Annotated in this window: 17 protein-coding genes and 1 riboswitch; of the genes, 10 read left to right on the top strand and 7 right to left on the bottom strand. The window is 64.5% G+C overall.

Features of this window, described 5'->3' with window-relative positions; genetic code table 11:
* Positions 1–108 precede the first annotated feature (108 nt).
* The gene (locus L288_RS26475; RefSeq protein WP_021237166.1) at positions 109–780 is read left to right on the top strand and encodes a glutathione S-transferase family protein; all 672 of its coding nucleotides are present in this window, start codon (positions 109–111) and stop codon (positions 778–780) included.
* Between the two features lie 37 nt (positions 781–817).
* Here the strand turns inward: L288_RS26475 and L288_RS26470 are convergent, their stop codons facing one another.
* Together L288_RS26470 and L288_RS26465 are read right to left on the bottom strand one after the other, a co-directional pair.
* Positions 818–1987, bottom strand: a complete 1170-nt coding sequence (locus L288_RS26470) for a GGDEF domain-containing protein (RefSeq protein WP_021237165.1) — start codon at positions 1985–1987, stop codon at positions 818–820.
* A gap of 79 nt (positions 1988–2066) precedes the next feature.
* Entirely contained in the window at positions 2067–2948 is an 882-nt protein-coding gene (locus tag L288_RS26465; RefSeq protein WP_021237164.1) for a LysR substrate-binding domain-containing protein, read from the bottom strand.
* A 331-nt stretch (positions 2949–3279) separates the two neighbouring features.
* Between L288_RS26465 and L288_RS26460 the strand changes: the two genes are divergently transcribed.
* The 3 genes from L288_RS26460 to L288_RS26450 all read left to right on the top strand — a co-directional run bounded on the left by L288_RS26460 (position 3280) and on the right by L288_RS26450 (position 7732).
* Positions 3280–5574, top strand: a complete 2295-nt coding sequence (locus L288_RS26460; protein WP_021237163.1) for a CDC48 family AAA ATPase — start codon at positions 3280–3282, stop codon at positions 5572–5574.
* Between the two features lie 160 nt (positions 5575–5734).
* On the top strand, positions 5735–6382 hold the full coding sequence (locus L288_RS26455; protein ID WP_030539224.1) for a class I SAM-dependent methyltransferase: 648 nt from the start codon (positions 5735–5737) through the stop codon (positions 6380–6382).
* An 84-nt stretch (positions 6383–6466) separates the two neighbouring features.
* Positions 6467–7732 carry a glutamate-5-semialdehyde dehydrogenase gene (locus L288_RS26450; RefSeq protein ID WP_021237161.1) on the top strand — a complete coding sequence of 422 codons (1266 nt, stop codon included), beginning with the start codon at positions 6467–6469 and terminating at the stop codon, positions 7730–7732.
* 37 nt (positions 7733–7769) lie between these two features.
* Here the strand turns inward: L288_RS26450 and kdsA are convergent, their stop codons facing one another.
* Positions 7770–8597, bottom strand: a complete 828-nt coding sequence (gene kdsA / locus L288_RS26445) for a 3-deoxy-8-phosphooctulonate synthase (RefSeq protein WP_031303973.1) — start codon at positions 8595–8597, stop codon at positions 7770–7772.
* A 5-nt stretch (positions 8598–8602) separates the two neighbouring features.
* Entirely contained in the window at positions 8603–8896 is a 294-nt protein-coding gene (locus L288_RS26440; protein WP_021237159.1) for a hypothetical protein, read from the bottom strand.
* Between the two features lie 21 nt (positions 8897–8917).
* Between L288_RS26440 and L288_RS26435 the strand changes: the two genes are divergently transcribed.
* Positions 8918–10045, top strand: coding sequence for a hypothetical protein (locus L288_RS26435; RefSeq protein ID WP_031303972.1), 1128 nt, complete (start codon positions 8918–8920; stop codon positions 10043–10045).
* Positions 10042–11415: a cytochrome P450 gene (locus L288_RS26430; RefSeq protein WP_021237157.1), complete on the top strand. Its 1374-nt coding sequence runs from the start codon at positions 10042–10044 to the stop codon at positions 11413–11415. Before L288_RS26435 ends, L288_RS26430 begins: the two co-directional genes overlap by 4 nt.
* Positions 11416–11485: 70 nt before the next feature.
* Here L288_RS26430 and L288_RS26425 read toward each other — a convergent pair whose 3' ends face one another.
* On the bottom strand, positions 11486–13588 hold the full coding sequence (locus L288_RS26425) for a prolyl oligopeptidase family serine peptidase (RefSeq protein ID WP_021237156.1): 2103 nt from the start codon (positions 13586–13588) through the stop codon (positions 11486–11488).
* Complete coding sequence (locus tag L288_RS26420; RefSeq protein ID WP_021237155.1) at positions 13585–13884, bottom strand: hypothetical protein; 300 nt, start codon at positions 13882–13884, stop codon at positions 13585–13587. The genes L288_RS26425 and L288_RS26420 overlap by 4 nt, the downstream gene beginning before the upstream one ends.
* A 101-nt stretch (positions 13885–13985) precedes the next feature.
* A riboswitch (TPP riboswitch) is annotated at positions 13986–14096 on the top strand.
* Positions 14097–14146: 50 nt separating this feature from the next.
* Between L288_RS26420 and L288_RS26415 the strand changes: the two genes are divergently transcribed.
* Positions 14147–14554 carry a DUF2065 family protein gene (locus tag L288_RS26415; RefSeq protein ID WP_021237154.1) on the top strand — a complete coding sequence of 136 codons (408 nt, stop codon included), beginning with the start codon at positions 14147–14149 and terminating at the stop codon, positions 14552–14554.
* 11 nt (positions 14555–14565) lie between these two features.
* The gene (thiC, locus tag L288_RS26410) at positions 14566–16413 is read left to right on the top strand and encodes a phosphomethylpyrimidine synthase ThiC (protein WP_021237153.1); all 1848 of its coding nucleotides are present in this window, start codon (positions 14566–14568) and stop codon (positions 16411–16413) included.
* A 125-nt stretch (positions 16414–16538) separates the two neighbouring features.
* Here the strand turns inward: thiC and L288_RS26405 are convergent, their stop codons facing one another.
* Positions 16539–17222 carry a helix-turn-helix domain-containing protein gene (locus tag L288_RS26405; RefSeq protein ID WP_021237152.1) on the bottom strand — a complete coding sequence of 228 codons (684 nt, stop codon included), beginning with the start codon at positions 17220–17222 and terminating at the stop codon, positions 16539–16541.
* 359 nt (positions 17223–17581) lie between these two features.
* Here L288_RS26405 and L288_RS41910 point away from each other — a divergent pair, with 359 nt between their 5' ends.
* On the top strand, positions 17582–17923 hold the full coding sequence (locus L288_RS41910) for a hypothetical protein (RefSeq protein ID WP_021237151.1): 342 nt from the start codon (positions 17582–17584) through the stop codon (positions 17921–17923).
* 57 nt (positions 17924–17980) lie between these two features.
* Positions 17981–18437, top strand: a 457-nt coding sequence (locus L288_RS26400; protein WP_021237150.1) for a TolC family protein, incomplete at its 3' end; no start/stop codon positions are given.

The raw sequence follows: 18437 nt of genomic DNA, 5'->3' as shown, positions 1-18437 counted from the left end.
TTGCGGCCCGGCCGCAGAGTTTCCGCCGCAGCGGTCGGAATTTTTTGCGCCGGACGCCGCCATTTGCCGCTTTCCGCGCCGCCCGGCTCCGCTTAACAGGGGGGCGATATGTGGCAGCTTTTCCAATTTCCCCTCTGTCCCTTTTCCCGCAAGGTGCGCCTGCTGCTGGGGGAAAAGGGGATCGGCTATGATCTGGTGCGCGAATCCCCATGGATGATGCGTGACGAGTTTCTGGACCTCAATCCGGCCGGCACCACCCCCGTGATGGTGGATGAGGACAAGGGCATGACCCTGATCGACAGCCAGGCGATCTGCGAATATTTCGAGGAGACGGTGGAAAAATTCCCGCTGATCTCCGGCACGGCGGCGGGGCGGGCGGAAGTGCGGCGGCTGACCGCTTTTTTCGACCAGAATTTCTATGGCGACGTCGTCGGTCCGCTGCTGCACGAACGGATGAAGAAGCGGCTGATCGAACGCGCGCCGCCCGATGCGCGGGTGCTGCGCGAGGCGATGAAGCGCGCCAATGTTCATATGGATTATATGGACTATCTGCTCGACCATCGCAGCTGGATGGCGGGCGCCACGCTGAGTTTGGCCGATATAACCGCGGCCGCGCATATTTCGGTCGCCGACTATCTGGGCGGCATCGACTGGGCCGGGCATGAAACGGTGAAGCGCTGGTATGCAGGCTTCAAGTCACGCCCGTCCTTCCGCCCCCTCCTGTCCGAGCGGATGGAGGTGATCACGCCGCCCGCTCATTATGAAAAGCCGGACTTCTGACCGATAGACCCCCGCCGCGCATGGCTGGCGCGGCGGATCAGTCCGCCTCCGCCGCCAGATAGACGCGGTTGCGGCCATGTTCCTTGGCGAGGTAGAGCGCGCGGTCGGCTGCTTTCAACGCCGCGCGGGGATCGTCGTAGAACAGTACATTGGCGACGCCCGCGGAAAAGCTCACCCGCTCCATGCGTTCGCCATTGGTACGGTTGACGAGGCTGCGGGTCGACAGGTCGGCGCGCACGCCGTCGACCGCCTCGCACGCTTCCGCCGCCGTCTTGCCCCGGAACAGCATGACGAACTCCTCCCCGCCGTGGCGCGCGACATGACAGCGGTCGTTGCTGATCTTCGACAGCAGGCCAGCGACGAATTTCAGGACGCGATCGCCCGTGTCATGGCCGTGAAGGTCGTTGATCTGCTTGAAATGGTCGATGTCGCAGAAGGCGACCGACAGCTGCTCGTTCCGTTCCCTGGCCAGTTCCAGTTCCTGCCGCAGCGCCGTTTCGAAGGCGCGGCGGTTGGGCAGGCCGGTCAGATGGTCATGCTCCGCCGCGCGACGGGCGGTCTCCAGGCTGGATTTGAGCGCGAGATTCTGCTTCTGGTTGTTGCGCAGTTGCATTTCCACCTGGCGGGTCTTTTCCACCATCGACCGGGTCAGCGCCACGAGCCGGGCGAGAACGGGTTCGTTATTGCCCTCGGCGGACAGGCCCTTCACCTCTTCCTGCAAGGCGGCGCCATAATCCTTCGCCGAATTGCGCGACTCGGTCATCAGGCCGGTGAACTGGGACAGATTCTCCTCCACCTGCGACAGCATGGAGGCCAGGGCGTCCGCCGTTACCTCGTCCGTGCGCTGCTCCGCGGCCACCGTTTCGACCCAGCCGTTGGTGATCTTGCCGCGCTCGGCGAGGACGGCCTTCACCGCCTTTTCAACGCCGATGTGAGAGCCGGTTAGATAATCATGGGCGACGCCGAAATTCAGCGGCGTGAGGTCGAGGTCATGGGCGAACAGGAAGTCGCCAATATCCTCGTACAACTTGCGCCGCCGGGTGATTTCCCGGTGCGCGATGCTGCCCGGCCGCACCCGCTGGGGATCGCTTTCCCCCACGTCCTGATCGGCCTCGGCCTTGCTGGAAAGGCCGCGCGCCCATCGGGTCAGCCGATCGGTCAGGCCGTGCTGCGGGATTGCCGCGTGTGATGATGATGCCCCAGTCATGCGACTTATAACGGACCGGCGCGGTCATGATTAAGGCGGCGAAAAGCAAAAAGCGCCAAGTGGCTGAAAGCCGCCGCTTTTAGATGTCGGCCCCGACCAGCCAGTCGCGGAAGATCCGCACCGCACGCGTCTGGAGCGCGCGGGGACGGCACACGAAATAATAGCGGTAAGGGCTTTCCACATGGGTGTCCGGGAACAGGCGCACCAGCCGCGAGTCACCGGCTTCGTTGAAGTGGCTGGCGTGCATGACGGCAACGCCCAGGCCCTGCGCCGCCGCTTCGAGCATCAGCTGGCCGGAATCATAATTGTCGATCGCCAGGGGTTGCAGGTCGGGCAGGCCGACGGCTTCCTTCCACGCCTCGAACGCCAGCACCATGTCGCGGTGGAGCAATATGGTGTGCTGGGCCAGGTCCGCCGGTGTGTTGATGGCGCTTGGCGGCTCCATCAGGGCCTTGCGCCCGATCAGATACACCTCGTCATGGTCGAGCTCATGCGCATAGAGCGCCGGGTCGATATCCTTCGCCAGGACGATGGCCGCATCCAGCCCTTCGCCCAGCCGCGCCACGGCATAGGGCGTGGTTTCGATGTCGATGTGCAATTGCGGGTGACGCTGCCGCAAGGCGCCCAGATGCGGGAACAGGCGCTGCGTGGCGAACAGCGGCATGACCGCGAGCCGCAGCCGCAACTGGTTGCCGCCGCTCTGGATATTTTCCAGCGCCTGGCTCAGCGAATCCAGCGCGGGCGCAATGTCGTCCAGCAGGCGCTGCCCGTCGGCGTTGATCTCCAGCGCCTGATGCTTGCGATCGAACAGGGGCCGCCCGATAAATCGTTCCAGCGCCTGGACGCGGCGGCTGAGCGCAGGCGTGGACAAGGCAAGTTCTTCCGCCGCCGCCTTGACCGAGCCAAGGCGGGCAACCTGAACAAAGGCCTCAAGGGCTGTAAGGGGCGGCAATCTGCGCATATTTATCGATCTATTTCCGCGGTCCGCTGCGTCGCATCATTGCTCCTCTCTCACGAACCGTTTCGCTGTCTGCCTTATCCTCTCCCAATGAGCAGCAAAATGCGCCAGTTGGCAAGATGCAAAAAACGCAACTGCTTCATTCTTTTCGCACTTGCGAAAGGATTCAGCAAGAGACAAAAGGGACGGGCCTTTCAGGCATCCTCTCCTTAAAACTTTCCGGGCTGGCCTTCGGGTCAGCCTTTTTTTTGTTCTTCGCCGTGTCCGGGGCGGGCCTTTCCAAGCGGCGCGGCGTTACCTATGTCGTTACGCGGCGACAAGAATGGGGATGGCAATGGCCGAACAGGAAAGTCCAGGACGCAAGATTCAGGTGGCCAACGCCCGGCCGGAAGATGCGGGGCGCGGCCTCGCCCGGATACCGGTGGCTGCTATGGCGGAGCTGCATCTGGCGGAAGGCGATGTCGTCGAGATCGCCGGAAAGCGATCGACCCCCGCGCGGGTTGTGCGTCCGTACAAGGAGGATGAGGGGCTTGACGTTCTCCGTCTCGACGGGCTCCAGCGAGCCAATGCGGGCGTCGGGTCGGGCGACTTCGTGCAGATCCGCAAGATCGAACCCCGGCCCGCGCAGCGCGTTGTGTTCGCGCCTGCACAAAATAATCTGCGGCTTCAGGGCAACCCCGATGGCTTGAAGCGGGTCTTCTTCCAGCGGCCGCTTGCCGCGGGCGATGTCGTCGCGACGGCGGGTCAGCAGCAGGTCCCGCCCAGCGACATGCCTCCGCATCTGCGGCAGATGCTGGCGGCGCCCGCCTATGCGCTCCAGGAGATCCGGCTGGTGGTCGTATCCACCCTGCCCAAGGGTTATGTCCATATCGACGCCGATACCGAAATCGAACTGCGCGCCGAATATGAGGAGCCGCGAGAGTCCCGCCGCGCCGACGTCACCTATGACGATGTCGGCGGCATGGCCGAGGCGATCGATCAACTGCGCGAGATGGTCGAGCTGCCGCTGCGCTATCCCGAACTGTTCGAGCGGCTGGGCGTCGATCCGCCCAAGGGCGTTCTGCTCCATGGCCCGCCGGGAACGGGCAAGACGCGCCTTGCCCGCGCCGTCGCCAATGAATCGGAGGCCGAGTTCTTCCTGATCAACGGGCCGGAGATCATGGGTTCGGCCTATGGCGAGTCGGAAAAGCAACTGCGCGAAGTTTTCGAGGCAGCGGCCAAATCCGCGCCGTCGATCCTGTTCATCGACGAAATCGACTCGATCGCGCCCAAGCGCGGCAATGTGACCGGCGAGACCGAAAAGCGGCTGGTCGCGCAACTGCTGACGCTGATGGACGGGCTGGAGCCGCGCACCAACCTCGTCGTCATCGCCGCCACCAACCGGCCCGAAGCAATTGATGAGGCCCTGCGGCGACCGGGCCGTTTCGACCGCGAAATCATCGTCGGCGTCCCCGATGAGCGCGGGCGGCGCGAGATTTTGGGCATTCACACGCGCGGCATGCCTCTGGGCGAAGGGGTCGATCTGGGCGAACTGGCGCGGATGACCTATGGTTTCGTCGGCGCAGACCTTGCGGCGCTGACGCGAGAAGCGGCGATCGAGACGGTGCGCCGCTTCATGCCGCGCCTCAATCTGGAGGAGGGCACCATCCCGCCTGACGTGCTGGAGGAACTGTCCGTCTCGCGCGACGACTTCATGGCGGCGATCAAGCGCGTCCAGCCTTCGGCCATGCGCGAAGTCATGGTGCAGGCCCCGAACATCGGCTGGGCCGATATTGGCGGGCTGGACGATGCGCAGATGCGCCTCAAGGAAGGGGTGGAACTGCCGCTCAAGGACCCTGACGCCTTCCGCCGCATCGGCATCCGTCCGGCCAAGGGCTTCCTGCTCTACGGCCCGCCCGGCACCGGCAAGACGCTGCTGGCCAAGGCGGTCGCGCGCGAGGCGCAGGCGAACTTCATCGCCACCAAGTCCAGCGACCTGCTGTCCAAATGGTATGGGGAGAGCGAGCAGCAGATCGCGCGCCTTTTTAACCGCGCGCGGCAGGTCGCGCCCACGGTCATCTTCATCGATGAGCTTGACAGCCTGGTGCCCGCGCGCGGCAACGGGCTGGGCGAACCGCAGGTGACGGAGCGGGTGGTCAACACTATCCTGGCCGAGATGGACGGGCTGGAAGAACTCCAGTCGGTCGTCGTCATCGGCGCGACCAACCGTCCTACGCTGGTCGATCCTGCCCTGCTGCGGCCCGGCCGTTTCGACGAACTGATCTATGTGCCGGTGCCGGATGAAAGCGGGCGGCGGCACATATTGTCGATCCATACTGCCAAGATGCCGCTGGCCGAGGACGTCGATCTGGACCTGCTCGCAAGGCGCACGGAGCGCTTCACCGGCGCCGATCTGGAGGATCTGGTCCGCCGCGCGGGCCTGATCGCGCTGCGCCAGTCGCTGTCGGTGGACAAGGTGACGCAGGATCATTTCCTGGCGGCGCTGGAGGAAACGCGCGCTTCCGTCACTGCCGAGATGGAGCATGAATATGAGCAGATCCAGTCACAGCTGAAACAAAGCGCCATGCGGGTGGATCCGATCGGCTTCGTCGCGCCGGGCATGGTCCGGTCCCGCGAACGGGACGGTTGAACAAGGGCGCGCTGGGGGCGGATTGAACTCATCCGTCCCCCGCGCGTTCGCTACCCAACCCCGGCAACCGGGCCTTTTGGTCCGGTTTCCAAGCGAAGCGGCTTGCAAGCCATGCCGTTATTTGCAAGGCCGGGCGAGCAAGGCAAACAGGCGAGGATAGATGGCCTCCACTCCGGTGAATAAAGACAGGATATCGGCCCGCGGCGGCGATCGTCCGGCAACGTTTCTCAGCCAATGGAGCATGTTCTTCCGCCAGTTCGTGAAGCATCCCGGCATGATCGGGTCGATCATCCCATCCTCATCCACGCTGGTGGACAGCATGTTGTCGGGCGTGGATTGGCAGCGTACGCGCCTGTTCGTGGAATATGGTCCGGGCGTGGGCACCTTCACCCGCACGATATTGGAGCGGATGCACCCTGATGCGACTCTGATCGCGATCGACCTCAACCTGGATTTCGTCGCCTGGCTGGAAGCGCGCATCGCCGATCCGCGCCTGCGCGTGGTGCACGGGTCCGCCGCCGATGTCCGCCGCTTCATTGCGGAGGCGGGTCATCGGCAGGCGGATTATATCCTGTCCGGCATTCCCTTTTCCACACTGCCCGATGGCGTGGGCGATGCGATCTGCGCCGAAACGCAGGCGGCGTTGCGTCCCGGCGGCGAGTTTCTGGTCTATCAGTATTCCGCCTATGTCCGGCAGCTCCTGTCGGCGCAGTTCGATGAGGTCGCCGAACAGGTGGAATGGCGCAACATCCCGCCCTGCCGCACCTTCCGCGCGCGCAAGACCGAAAGGCTGGCGCAGGCGGCCTGACTCCCAAGGGCGGGATCATTCTTCTGCCGGTTTCGCTATGCGCCCCTTTCATGCTAAGGGCGCGGGCGAAAGGCATTAAAGATCATGAACGACCTGACCCAGACTCCCGAAATGCTGATCAGCGGCATGGGCGCGCGCGCGCGTTCCGCCGCTGCTGTCCTCGTCACTGCCAGCGACGCGCAGAAGATCGACGCGCTGCGCCGTGCGGCGCAGGCGCTCCGGGATCAGGCGCCGCAGATTCTGGCCGCCAATGCGCGCGACATGGAAAATGCCGCCGCCAACGGCCTTTCGCCTGCGATGCTTGACCGGCTGCGGCTGGACCAGGGCCGGGTCGAAGCGACAGCGGCGGGCGTGGATCAGGTGGCGAGCCTCGTCAATCCGCTCGGCAGCGTCATCGATACGCAGGTCCGCCCCAATGGCATGGAGCTTTCCCGCGTGCGCGTGCCGCTGGGCGTGATCGGTATCATCTATGAAAGCCGCCCCAATGTGACCGCTGACGCCGCCGCGCTTTGCCTGCGCGCGGGTAACGCGGTGATCCTGCGCGGCGGCAGCGAGGCGAAGGAGAGCAATCGCGCGATACACGCGGCCTTGGTCGAGGGAATCGTCGCGGCGGGCCTGCCTGCCGATGTGGTGCAACTGGTGCCGACCACCGATCGCGCCGCTGTGGGTGCGTTGCTCAAGGCGTCTGACTTTGTCGACCTGATCGTGCCGCGCGGCGGCAAGAGCCTGGTGGCGCGGGTGCAGGAAGAAGCGCGGGTGCCCGTGCTGGCGCATCTCGACGGGATCAACCACAGCTATGTCGACGGCGCGGCCGATGCTGACATGGCGGTCAAGCTGATCGTCAACGCCAAGATGCGCCGCACCGGCATTTGCGGCGCGACCGAGACGGTGCTGATCGACAAGGCGTTCGGCGGCGCACCGGCCATCGTGCAGGCGCTGCTCGACGCCAAATGCGAAGTGCGCGGCGATGCGGCGGTGCAGGCGATGGATGCGCGGGTCACGGCAGCTTCGGACGAGGATTGGGATACAGAATATCTCGACGCCATCGTGTCGGTGCGCATGGTCGATGGCCTGGAGGAGGCGCTGGCCCATATCGCCGCCCACGCCAGCCATCATACCGACGCCATCATCACCGAGGATGCGGAGAGGGCCGAGCGTTTCCTGAACGCGGTCGACAGCGCGATCGTGATGTGGAACGCTTCGACGCAGTTCGCCGATGGCGGCGAATTCGGGCTTGGCGCGGAGATCGGCATCTCGACCGGCCGCCTCCATGCGCGCGGGCCGGTGGCGCTGGAGGGGCTCACCACCTATAAATGGCTGGTGCGCGGCACGGGCCAGACGCGGCCGTAAAGGATATGTGCTCCCGCCTTCGCGGGAGCACAGTGACTTATCCCTTCACCGCCTCATCGATCGCCTTGAGCTTCTCCAGCAGCGGACCGACCCATTTCAGCGGCAGCATGACTGGGCCATCCGATGGCGCATTATCCGGGTCGTCATGCGCCTCCGCGAAGATCGCCGCGACCCCTGCCGCGACCGCGCTGCGCGCCAGCACCGGCGCAAATTCCCGCTGCCCGCCCGAAGCCGATCCCAGGCCGCCGGGCTGCTGCACGGAATGGGTGGCGTCGAACACCACCGGATAGCCGGTCTGCGCCATCACCGGCAACGATCGCATGTCGCTGACCAGCGCATTATATCCGAAACTCGCGCCGCGTTCGGTCAGCAGGATGCGTTCATTGCCGGTGGAGGCGACCTTCTGCGCCACCGCCGCCATGTCCCAGGGCGCGAGGAACTGGCCCTTCTTCACATTGATGACCGCCCCGGTGCGGCCTGCGGCGAGCAGCAGGTCGGTCTGGCGGCAGAGGAAGGCCGGGATCTGAAGGATGTCCACGGCCTGCGCCGCTGCTTCGACTTGTCCTGCCTCATGCACGTCGGTCAGCACCGGGCAGCCAAGGCGCGCCTTCACCTCCGCCAGGATCGCCAGCCCCGCATCGATTCCAACGCCGCGCTGTCCCGCGACCGAAGTCCGGTTCGCCTTGTCGAAAGAGGCCTTGAAGATGAAGGGCACGCCAGCGCTTCCGGCCGCCTCCGCCAGCCTTTCCGCCATCATCAGGGCGTGATCGCGGCTTTCGATCTGGCACGGGCCGGAAATCAGGACGAACGGAAGGTCGTTGCCGATCGTCACCGGCCCCACGGAAATATGGCGCTGCTGTGTCATGCCGCTCACTTCGGCGCTTTTACGAAGCGGCGCAAGAGCTGTCCCCGCCACAGGCCTTTGCCGGGATGATAGTTCCAGCAGAACCAGCCGAAAACGAGGCAGGCGAGCAGCGAGGGCAGGGCCATCGGGTCGCCATTGGCGCGCATGTGCCGGTAAAAGGCGAAATCCGCCCGCCACCGGTCCCGCTCGCTGCCGCCGCCATTGATGCCATAGGCATTGTCATGCTTCCGGCAGCCGATGTTTCGGTTGTATTTGCGGTGATCTATGAAATAGCAGTAGTCGCGTTCGGGTGTCGTCATGGCCCGATGTGGAACAGGGCCGTGCAGAAGTTCAAGCGTAAAGTCTTCTACCTTGGCGGTTTCGATCCGCGCGGGGTGCGTTTCTACCATCAGATGTATCGCGAACAGGCGGAGCGCTATGCCCGGCTGTCCGGCGAACGGGTGGAGGTGAGCGCGCGCCGTTCCGGTCCCGCTTCGTCCGCGATCTGGACCGTGTCCAACCAGAGCGCCGGAGTGGAAACCGAATATGAGTTTCTGCGCTGGGAGGATCTGGTCGGCAAGGTGTGGATTCGCAATCCGCTGCTGCTCGCCTGGCGCTCCATCGCGACCTATAGCGCTCATGCCCGGCATATGCAGTTCCGGCGCATGCGCAGGCTGCGGCCTGGCCCTGTCATCACCATTCTCTACCCGCCGCTTCTGGCGGTGCTGATCCCGCTGGCTCTGGCGCTCGTTCCGGCATTATTGCTGTCGCTGCTCCTGCCCTTCTGGGCGGCGGCGCTGATCGGCATCGGCATCAGCGCGCTGCTGTCCGGCCGTTTGCTCAACAAGCTGATCGTGCCCTGGCTGCTGCGCTTCATGTATTACAACCACAGCGTCGCCGCGCGCGGGCCGGGCGCGGAGATGGAGGCTCGCCTCGACCAGTTCGCCGCGCGTATCGTGGAGGAGATGGACGGCCCCTATGACGAGGTGATCTTCGTTTCGCACAGCAACGGCACCATCTATGCCATGAGCGTCCTTCGCCGCATCCTGGAACTGCGCGGAAACAGGACGCTCCCCGCGAATTTCACCGTGCTCACCTTGGGGCAGGTCGTGCCTGTCGTCGCGCTGCGCAAGGACGCCCGCTGGTATCATGCCGATCTGAAGGCGCTGGACGACAAGCATTTCCGCCTGATCGACCTGTCCGCGCCGCCGGACGGCGCGGCCTATTATGATGTCCATCCGGTCCGTCTTGTCTCAGATCAATGCGCCGCGCGCGTCGATCTGCTCTCACCGCGCTTCCACCTCTTCTACGATCCGCAAAATTACCATAGTGGCTGGTCTAACAAATATGAGGCGCATTTCGATTATCTGCGGGTGGGCGACCGCCTGTCGCCGGTCGATTATGTCAGCCTGACCGCTGGCCGTCGCACGATCGATGAAGCCATAGCCGCATTCAGGGCCATTCCGTGACCGATCATTTCACGCCTCCCTATCCGCAGCCGCCGCGCACCCGCCGCGGCCTCGTCAAGCGTTTCCTGCGCGGCTGGCACAGCTGGATTCATGTGCTGTTCGAAAAAAGCTACACGATGAAGCTGGGCGAAATCCGCCTGCCCGGCCAGACCATGTACATCGCCAACGAACTGCCGCTGGTGGACAGGATCCTGCGCGGCGGCACGGCCTTTCCCAAGCATCGCGAGCTGGTCCGCAACCTGTCGCCGCTGATCGGCAATTCGGTCTTTTCCGCCAATGGCGAGGATTGGGAAAGCCAGCGCGCAATGGTGAACCCGGCCTTCGCCCATACGGCGCTGCACCGGTCCATGCCGCTCATGGTCGCGGCGGCGGACGACCTGCTCGCCCGCATCGATGCCGCTGACCGGAGCAAGCCGGTCGATATCGACCCGATGATGACCCATGTCGCGGCCGACATCATCTTCCGCACCCTCTTTTCTCAGGCGCTGGATGAGCAGCGGTCCAACATCATCCACAACGCCTTCGGCCGGTTTCAGCGGTTCGCGCACAGCGCGTCGATGCTGCGGCTCTACGGCTTTCCGGCGCGCTGGTTCGAACAGCGGTCGTTGAAACCCGCCAAGGCCATCCATGACGTGTTCCGGCCGATCGTCGAGGCGCGCTATCACGGCTTCCACCAGCGGGGCGAATCGCCGCACAAGGACATCCTGCAATCGCTGATCCAGGCAAAGCATCCGGAAACGGGCGAACCCTTCACCCTGCAACAGGTGATGGACCAGGTTTCGACCGTGTTCCTGGCGGGCCACGAAACATCGGCGAGCACCATGACCTGGGCGCTCTATATGCTGGCCGAATGCGCCCATGTTCAGGATGCCGCCCGCGCCGAGGTGGAGAGGGTGGCGGACGGCGCGCCGCTCGCGGCCGCGATGCTCAAGGATATGGCCGTCATCCGCAACATCTTCCGCGAAACGTTGCGCCTCTATCCGCCAGTCGCTTTCTTCCCCCGCGAAGTGCCTTGCCCGATGCCGATGCGCGACAAGCAGCTGGAGGAGGGCGCGATGCTGGTCGTCGCGCCGTGGCTGACCCAGCGCAACAAGGATAATTGGGGCTGCCCGCACAGCTTCGATCCCGGCCGCTTCGACGATCCCGCCAATGCGGAGATGGTGAAGCAGGCCTGGTTCCCTTTCGGCCGGGGGCCGCGCGTGTGCGTCGGGGCGGGCTTTGCCCAGCAGGAGGTGATGACGGTGATCGCCAGCGTGGTGCGCCGCTACCGCCTGTCCGTGCCGCAGGGCTTCAAGCCCGAGCCGATCAGCCGCCTCACCATCCGGCCGCGCACGGGCATGAAGCTGATGTTCGATCGGGCAGGGGACTGACGCAAGCGCTGGCGCGCCTGTTCCCTCCCCGCACGTACGCGCGCGAAGGCGCGGGTGCCGGACCGTTCTGCTACTCGCCTTCCAGTTCCCGCGCGAAATAGACCATCTGCATCGCCTGCAACCGTGCGCTCTGCTCTATGTCGGCATCGCCGGAATGGCCGCCTGCCATGTCCTCGTAGAAGAGATAGGGCAGGCCGAATTCCTTGAGCCGGGCGGCGAACTTGCGCGCATGCTGGGGACCGACCCGGTCGTCCTTGGTCGTCGTCCAGATATAGGGCGTGGGATATGTCACGCCCTTGCGGATGTTCCGGTAGGGCGAAATCCTTTCCAGAAACGCCTTTTCCTCCGGCACCGTGACGCTGCCATATTCATCGACCCAGGAAGCGCCTGCCGCGATCTGCTCATAACGCACCATGTCGAGCAGTGGCACCTGGATGGCGACCGCTTTCCAGAGGTTGGGATGCTGGTTGAACTGCACGCCCATCAGCAGCCCGCCATTCGATCCGCCATAAATGCCGAATTTGGACGGAGAGGACAGGCCGCGCGCGAAAATGTCGCGCGCCACGGCGGCGAAGTCATCATAGATGATCTGCCGCTTCGTCTTGCGCCCCGCTTCATGCCAGGCCGGTCCGAACTCCCCGCCGCCGCGGATATTGGCGACGATGAAGCTGTTGCCCCTCTCCAGCCACAGCTTGCCCATGATGGCGGCGTAGCTTGGCGTCAGGGAGATTTCGAAGCCGCCATAGGCGGTCATGATCGCCGGGGTCGATCCGTCACGCTTCATGTCCTTGCGGTGGACGATGAAGTAGGGGACCTTCGTCCCATCGCTCGAAACCGCCTCATATTGCTCAACCACCAGCCCCGAAGCATCGAAGCGGGCGGGCATGGCCTTGACCTGCGCCGGGGCGGGATCCGCCGCGTTCATCGCCCACAGGGTCGTAGGCGCAAGGAAGCCCGCGACGCTCAGATACACACGATCGTTCCGGTGCGTGGCCGCCACGGTGCTGATCGTCGCATTGTCCGGCAGCTTCACCGGCTCAGACGTCCAGCCGTCCGCGCCGGAGGCGAAGGTCAGCACCCGGCCGCGCACATTGTCATTGATGGTCACGACCACGCGGCTTCGCGTCGCCGCCACCCCGTCTATCGACTGGCGGGCGTTGGGCGCGAACAGGATGCGCGGCGTCAGCACTCCTCCCGCCTTCATGTCGCCGAGCGATACGCTGGCCAGCGCGCCCGCGGGCACGGTTACGCCGCCGCTCACCCATGGCTCGCTGGTCTGGATCAGCAATTGGCCCTGCATCAATCCTTGCAGGCTGCTCCTGGCGGGCAAGGGCAGCTTCTTCGCGCCCTCAGGCGTCAGCAGATAGGTCTCGTTGCCGAAGAAGGTCACGCCCCGGACCAGGAAGGCGGCGCGGTTCCCGTCGCCATCGGACAGGACCATGGGATAGACGCCCAACTGATCCGCCGGGGAACCGCGATACACCTCGACCGCCTCGCTCAAAGGCGCGCCCCGCTTCAGCGCCTTAACGACGAAGGGATAACCCGACGCGGTCATCGTGCCTTCGCCCCAGTCGCGCGCCAGCAGCAGCGTGTCCTGATCACGCCAGTCCACATTCTGCTTCGACACCGGCACGTTGAAGCCGCCCTCCACGAATCGTCCCGCTTCCAGGTCGAATTCGCGCAGGGACACGGCGTCCTCACCGCCGTCCGACAGATGGATGAGCGCCAGCCGTTCTTGCGGATCGAGGATGCTCGCGCCCTTCCACACCCACTTCCGGCCTTCCGCCTTCGACAGCGCGTCGAGATCGAGCACGGTCTGCCAGCGGGGCTGCGCCGACGTATAATCTTCTTCGCTGGTGACGCGCCAGATGCCCTGTGGGTGATCGGCATCGCGCCAGAAATTGAAGATGCGGCCGCCGATCATCATCGGCATGGCGATCCGGTCCTTGGCCGACGCAATGGAAAGCGCCTGTTCGTAAAAGGCCTTGTAGCGGCGATCCCCCTGCAACGTCGCGACGGTCGCCTTGTTTTCCGCCTCCACCCACTGCATCGCGCGCGGGCCGGTCCAATCCTCCAGCCAGACATAGGGATCGTCGGCCGGGGCGGGAACGGGCGCACCAGCGGCAGCGAGCAGGGTGGCGGAAACCATCGTCATCATCCTCTTCAAAATCATTCGGCTTTGATCCTGTCGATCAGGGCGGGGCTGGCAAGGCGCTGCCGCACATAGCGCCGCCGCAGCAGGACGCTCACCGCCAGCAAGGGCGCTCCCGCAAGCATGCAAATCGCCCCCAGCATCGGCGGCCACAGCCCGAACAGGCTGTGCACGTCGAGCGCCGATGGCGTCAACAGCAGCAGGAATCCGGCGGTCAGCAGCCACAGTCCGTAGCGGCGCGGCCTGACCGCGATCATCCGCATGTCGTGCCGCCACGCCTTGCGCCCCTGCCGTGTGGTGAGATCGGGATGCTTCATGGCTTTCATCACTGCGTAAATGCATGGCCGCTGTCCAGCGCTCCTATCGCAGGTATGTGTCGCGCAGGGGCTTTCCCTCATGCGCGCCATGGGCTATTCGGGGCATATCCCCGGGGGACCGCTCACAGGCGGTTGAGAGGCGGCTGATGTGGCCGCGACCCGCTGAACCTGATCCGGTTAAAACCGGCGTAGGGAGGGACGGTTTGTCACGAGCAATCCGCGCCCTTCTTCCGCCCCGCGACGAAGAGGAGGACGGACTGCCATGGACACGATTTCCGTTCTGACCCTGCGCCTGGCCGAAGCCATCGGGCTATACATGATGGTCGTAGGCATTGGCGGTCTGGTCGCGCCCGCGCGCTGGCGGGCGATGATGGACGATCTGGAGCGCTCGCCCGGCCTCGTCATCGCGCTCGGCTTTCCCGTCTTCGCGGTCGGCGCCGCCCTTGTCCTGATCCACAGCATCTGGACCGACCCGCTGGCCGTGATCGTCAGCCTGATCGGCTACATCGCGCTCATCGAAGGCGCGCTGCTGCTCGCAGTACCCGCGCCGCTCATCAGGATCGGCCGCTGGTCGTTGAACTTCACCCGCGCCTGGGCGGCCGTTGCGATCGTGCTGGGCATCCTCCTCTTCCTCGCTGGCCTTACCGGCCGCGCCACCGTCATCGCCTGAAAGGAACCAACATGGCCGATATTCCTGCCCGCACCGAAATGCGCGTGACGACCGGCCCCATCCGGGGCAGCCGCAAGATTCATGTCGGCCCGCTCAAGGTCGCCATGCGCGAGATCGACTTGGAACCGGGCAGCGGCGAGCCGCCGGTGCGCGTCTATGACACGTCCGGCCCCTATAGCGATCCTGATGCGCGCATCGACATCATGGCGGGTCTGCCCGCGCTGCGCCGCGACTGGATCATCGGCCGCGGCGATGTCGAGGAATATGACGCTCGCCCGATCAGGCCGGAGGATAACGGCCTAAAGGGGCCGGATCGTTCAGGCGGTGTCCAGCCCTTCCCCAATGTCGTGAAGCGCCCCCTGCGCGCCAAGCCCGGCATGAACGTCTCCCAGATGCACTATGCCCGCCGGGGCATCATCACGCCGGAAATGGAATATGTGGCCGAGCGCGAGAATATGGGCCGCGCCCGCCTCGCCGAATATGTGCGCGACGGCCAGGATTGGGGCGCGTCGATCCCCGACTATGTGACGCCAGAATTCGTCCGTGACGAGGTCGCGCGCGGCCGGGCGATCATCCCGTCCAACATCAATCATCCTGAAAGCGAGCCGATGGCGATCGGCCGCAATTTTCTGGTGAAGATCAACGCCAATATCGGCAACAGCGCCGTGGCCTCCGACGTTGCGAGCGAAGTCGACAAGCTGGTCTGGTCGATCCGCTGGGGCGCGGACACGGTGATGGACCTCAGCACCGGCCGCAACATCCACGACACCCGCGAATGGATCATGCGCAACTCGCCGGTCCCGATCGGCACCGTGCCCATCTATCAGGCGCTGGAAAAGGTCGGCGGCATTGCCGAGGAACTGACCTGGGAGATTTTCCGCGACACCCTCATCGAACAGGCGGAACAGGGGGTCGACTATTTCACCATCCATGCGGGCGTTCGCCTGCCCTATATCCCGATGACGGCGAAGCGCGTCACTGGCATCGTCTCGCGCGGCGGGTCGATCATGGCGAAATGGTGCCTCGCTCATCACAAGGAAAGCTTCCTCTACGAGCATTTCGACGAGATCACCGAGATCATGAAGGCCTATGACATCGCCTATTCGCTGGGCGACGGCCTGCGTCCCGGTTCGATCGCCGACGCCAATGACGAGGCACAGTTCGCCGAACTCTATACGCTGGGCGAACTCACGAAGCGGGCGTGGGAACAGGATGTGCAGGTGATGATCGAAGGGCCGGGCCATGTGCCCATGCACAAGATCAAGCAGAATATGGACAAGCAGCTTGAAGCCTGCGGCGAGGCGCCCTTCTACACGCTTGGGCCGCTCACCACCGATATCGCGCCGGGCTATGACCATATCACCAGCGGCATCGGCGCGGCGATGATCGGCTGGTACGGCACGGCGATGCTCTGTTACGTCACGCCCAAGGAGCATCTGGGCTTGCCGGACCGCGATGACGTGAAGGTGGGCGTCGTCACCTACAAGCTCGCCGCCCACGCCGCCGATCTTGCCAAGGGCCACCCCGCCGCCAAGGTCCGCGACGATGCGCTCAGCCGCGCGCGCTTCGAATTCCGCTGGCGCGACCAGTTCAACCTGTCGCTCGACCCCGATACGGCGGAACAATATCACGACCAGACGCTACCTGCTGAAGGCGCGAAGACCGCTCATTTCTGCTCCATGTGCGGCCCCAAATTCTGCTCGATGAAGATCACGCAGGAAGTGAGGGACTTCGCCGCCAAGCAGAACCAGCCGAGCGATCAGTTCCTGGCCGTAGAGGACGCGGAAAAAGGCATGGCCGAAATGAGCGAGGCGTTCAAAAGCAAGGGCGGGGAAATCTACCTTCCGGCAGCGGAATGATGGGCGCAGGGGTGGCCGTAACCGCCGCCCCTCCACTGGTCAAACCGCTGAGGGAAGCCGCCGCCGGCCTCCTTACACTGAGCCACTGCCCGAAGTTCCAAGGCCTTCGCCACTGGCAGAGATGATCAAAAGTCGATGGAGATGTGCACCATCGACGGCTCGACGCCCGCGATGGCCGCTATCCGGCTTCGGGCTTGATCGATCGCATCATGCAGCGTGTTGGAACGCTGTTCAGGATCCTGCCTTGGCGCGGCGGTCGCCATGACGGTGCCTTCACCGCGCGAAAGCTGTTGTTCGGTCAGGCCGAAGATATCCGCCAAAACCAGCAGGTTTGAACGGCGTGGAACCGTCTTCCCCGTTTCCCAGGCCCAGATGCTCGGCTTGCTGAAGCCGGTCCGCTCCGACAGCGCTGCCCGGCTCAGCCCGGATGCCCGGCGCAGGCGGAGAAGCCGGTCGGCCAATGCCTCCTCCTTTTCCACCGGCGGCGCGGCAACAGCGCTCCGCAGCTTCGTGGCGCTGACAGCCGCCTGTGGCAGCGGCTCTTCGAAACGGCAGCCGAAAAGCGCGCCGTCACGCCATACGACACGCGCCGCCCTGTTATCCGCTTCGGGTAAGGACATGGTGACAACCTGCCCAATATCCAGCCGTGCCTCCGTCTCGATCAGCATGCCCGCCGTGGACAGGTCGTGTATGACGACATTGGTCCCTTGGTCGAGCGAGGCGGGCAATTCCAGACGGATACGCCAGCGGACGTCCTTGCGCTTGTCGCCAGGCACTGCCGGTTGTTCCATGATCGCAGAGATGGACATAGGTGCAATGCTCGCATTCAGCGGTTTCTGGAAGGTTAAGAGAGATTATGCCTGCGCGTGCGAATGGCGCAACTGATTTGACATTTTGATGAGAGGCCGAAGGGCGATCTTCCAAGTTTGTCGATTTCAACAAGAATCTGTAGCGGCGAAGGGATTCAGGCCCTCGACCCCAACCTTGGCTTACGCTTCCTAGCCAATTCCATTCCTCCTGCGTGGTTCAAAATATTGGTCGATCGAACCACCCAGAACCGGGCAGATCAGCGCTTGATATCGACCTCCGGGGAGGCCATGCCCAACGACCTGGTGGTGCAGTCTGCCCCAAGATGTTCAAAGCGGCACTTCCGTGCTAGGAGTTGTAAATGGTCCGCACCCTGGCCGCGATCTTGATGTGCTTTGTCGCGCTGTCATTGACGGCGGGTGCCATCGCGCATGCCGCGGAGTCAGTCGTTGTCTGCGTTGACGCGGACGTCGTGCCTGACCTCGCCCGCGATGGCGGCGGTAGCGATCGAGCTCCCTCGGACGATAACAAAGCTACACCACATCAGCATGGCGGATGCCACGGGCATCATCAGGTTGCGGCACCGGTAGACGACGATCTCAGCGCGAACTTGTCGCTGAGCGCGTCGCTGCCTCCCATCGGCAACGCCAGGGGTCTCGTCTCGTCGGGCATGGACCCGGCGCTTCGCCCTCCCAAGGCCTGACGATTCCGACCTGACCCCTTCACCGGGGCTTTCTGGAATCGTCAGGAGTCTTCTATCATGCACCGATTGCCCGCGGCTCTGTTGGCCGCGATGGCTTGCGCGAGCGTCGCGCAGGCCCAAGAGCCACCGTCGGCGGAAGCCAACCCATCATTCACCCTCGGCCGAGCGCTCGAACTGGCGGGCGCAGCATCCCCGTCGCTTGAAGCCGCCTCGGCGGACATTCAGGCGGCGGAAGCCGGACGCCGCGTCGCGGGGCTGCGCCCCAACCCGAGCATCACTGTGGAAGCCGAGAACGTCACCGGCTCCGGCCTCTATAGTGGGATCGACAGCCTGGAGGCGACCACCTCGCTGACGTTGCCGGTCGAACTTGGCGGCAAGCGCGCCGCCCGGATCGCGGCCGCCGATGCGTACACCGGCCGCGCCGCTATTCAGGCGGTGATCGCGCAGGCCGATCTTCGACTAGCGGTCATTCGCGCCTATGCCGAGGCCGCCGCTGCGGAGCGGCGGCTGGTAA

The sequence above is a fragment of the Sphingobium quisquiliarum P25 genome, assembly GCF_000445065.1.
Taxonomy (GTDB): Bacteria; Pseudomonadota; Alphaproteobacteria; order Sphingomonadales; family Sphingomonadaceae; genus Sphingobium; species Sphingobium quisquiliarum.
This window is presented reverse-complemented; position numbering and strand designations above follow the sequence as displayed.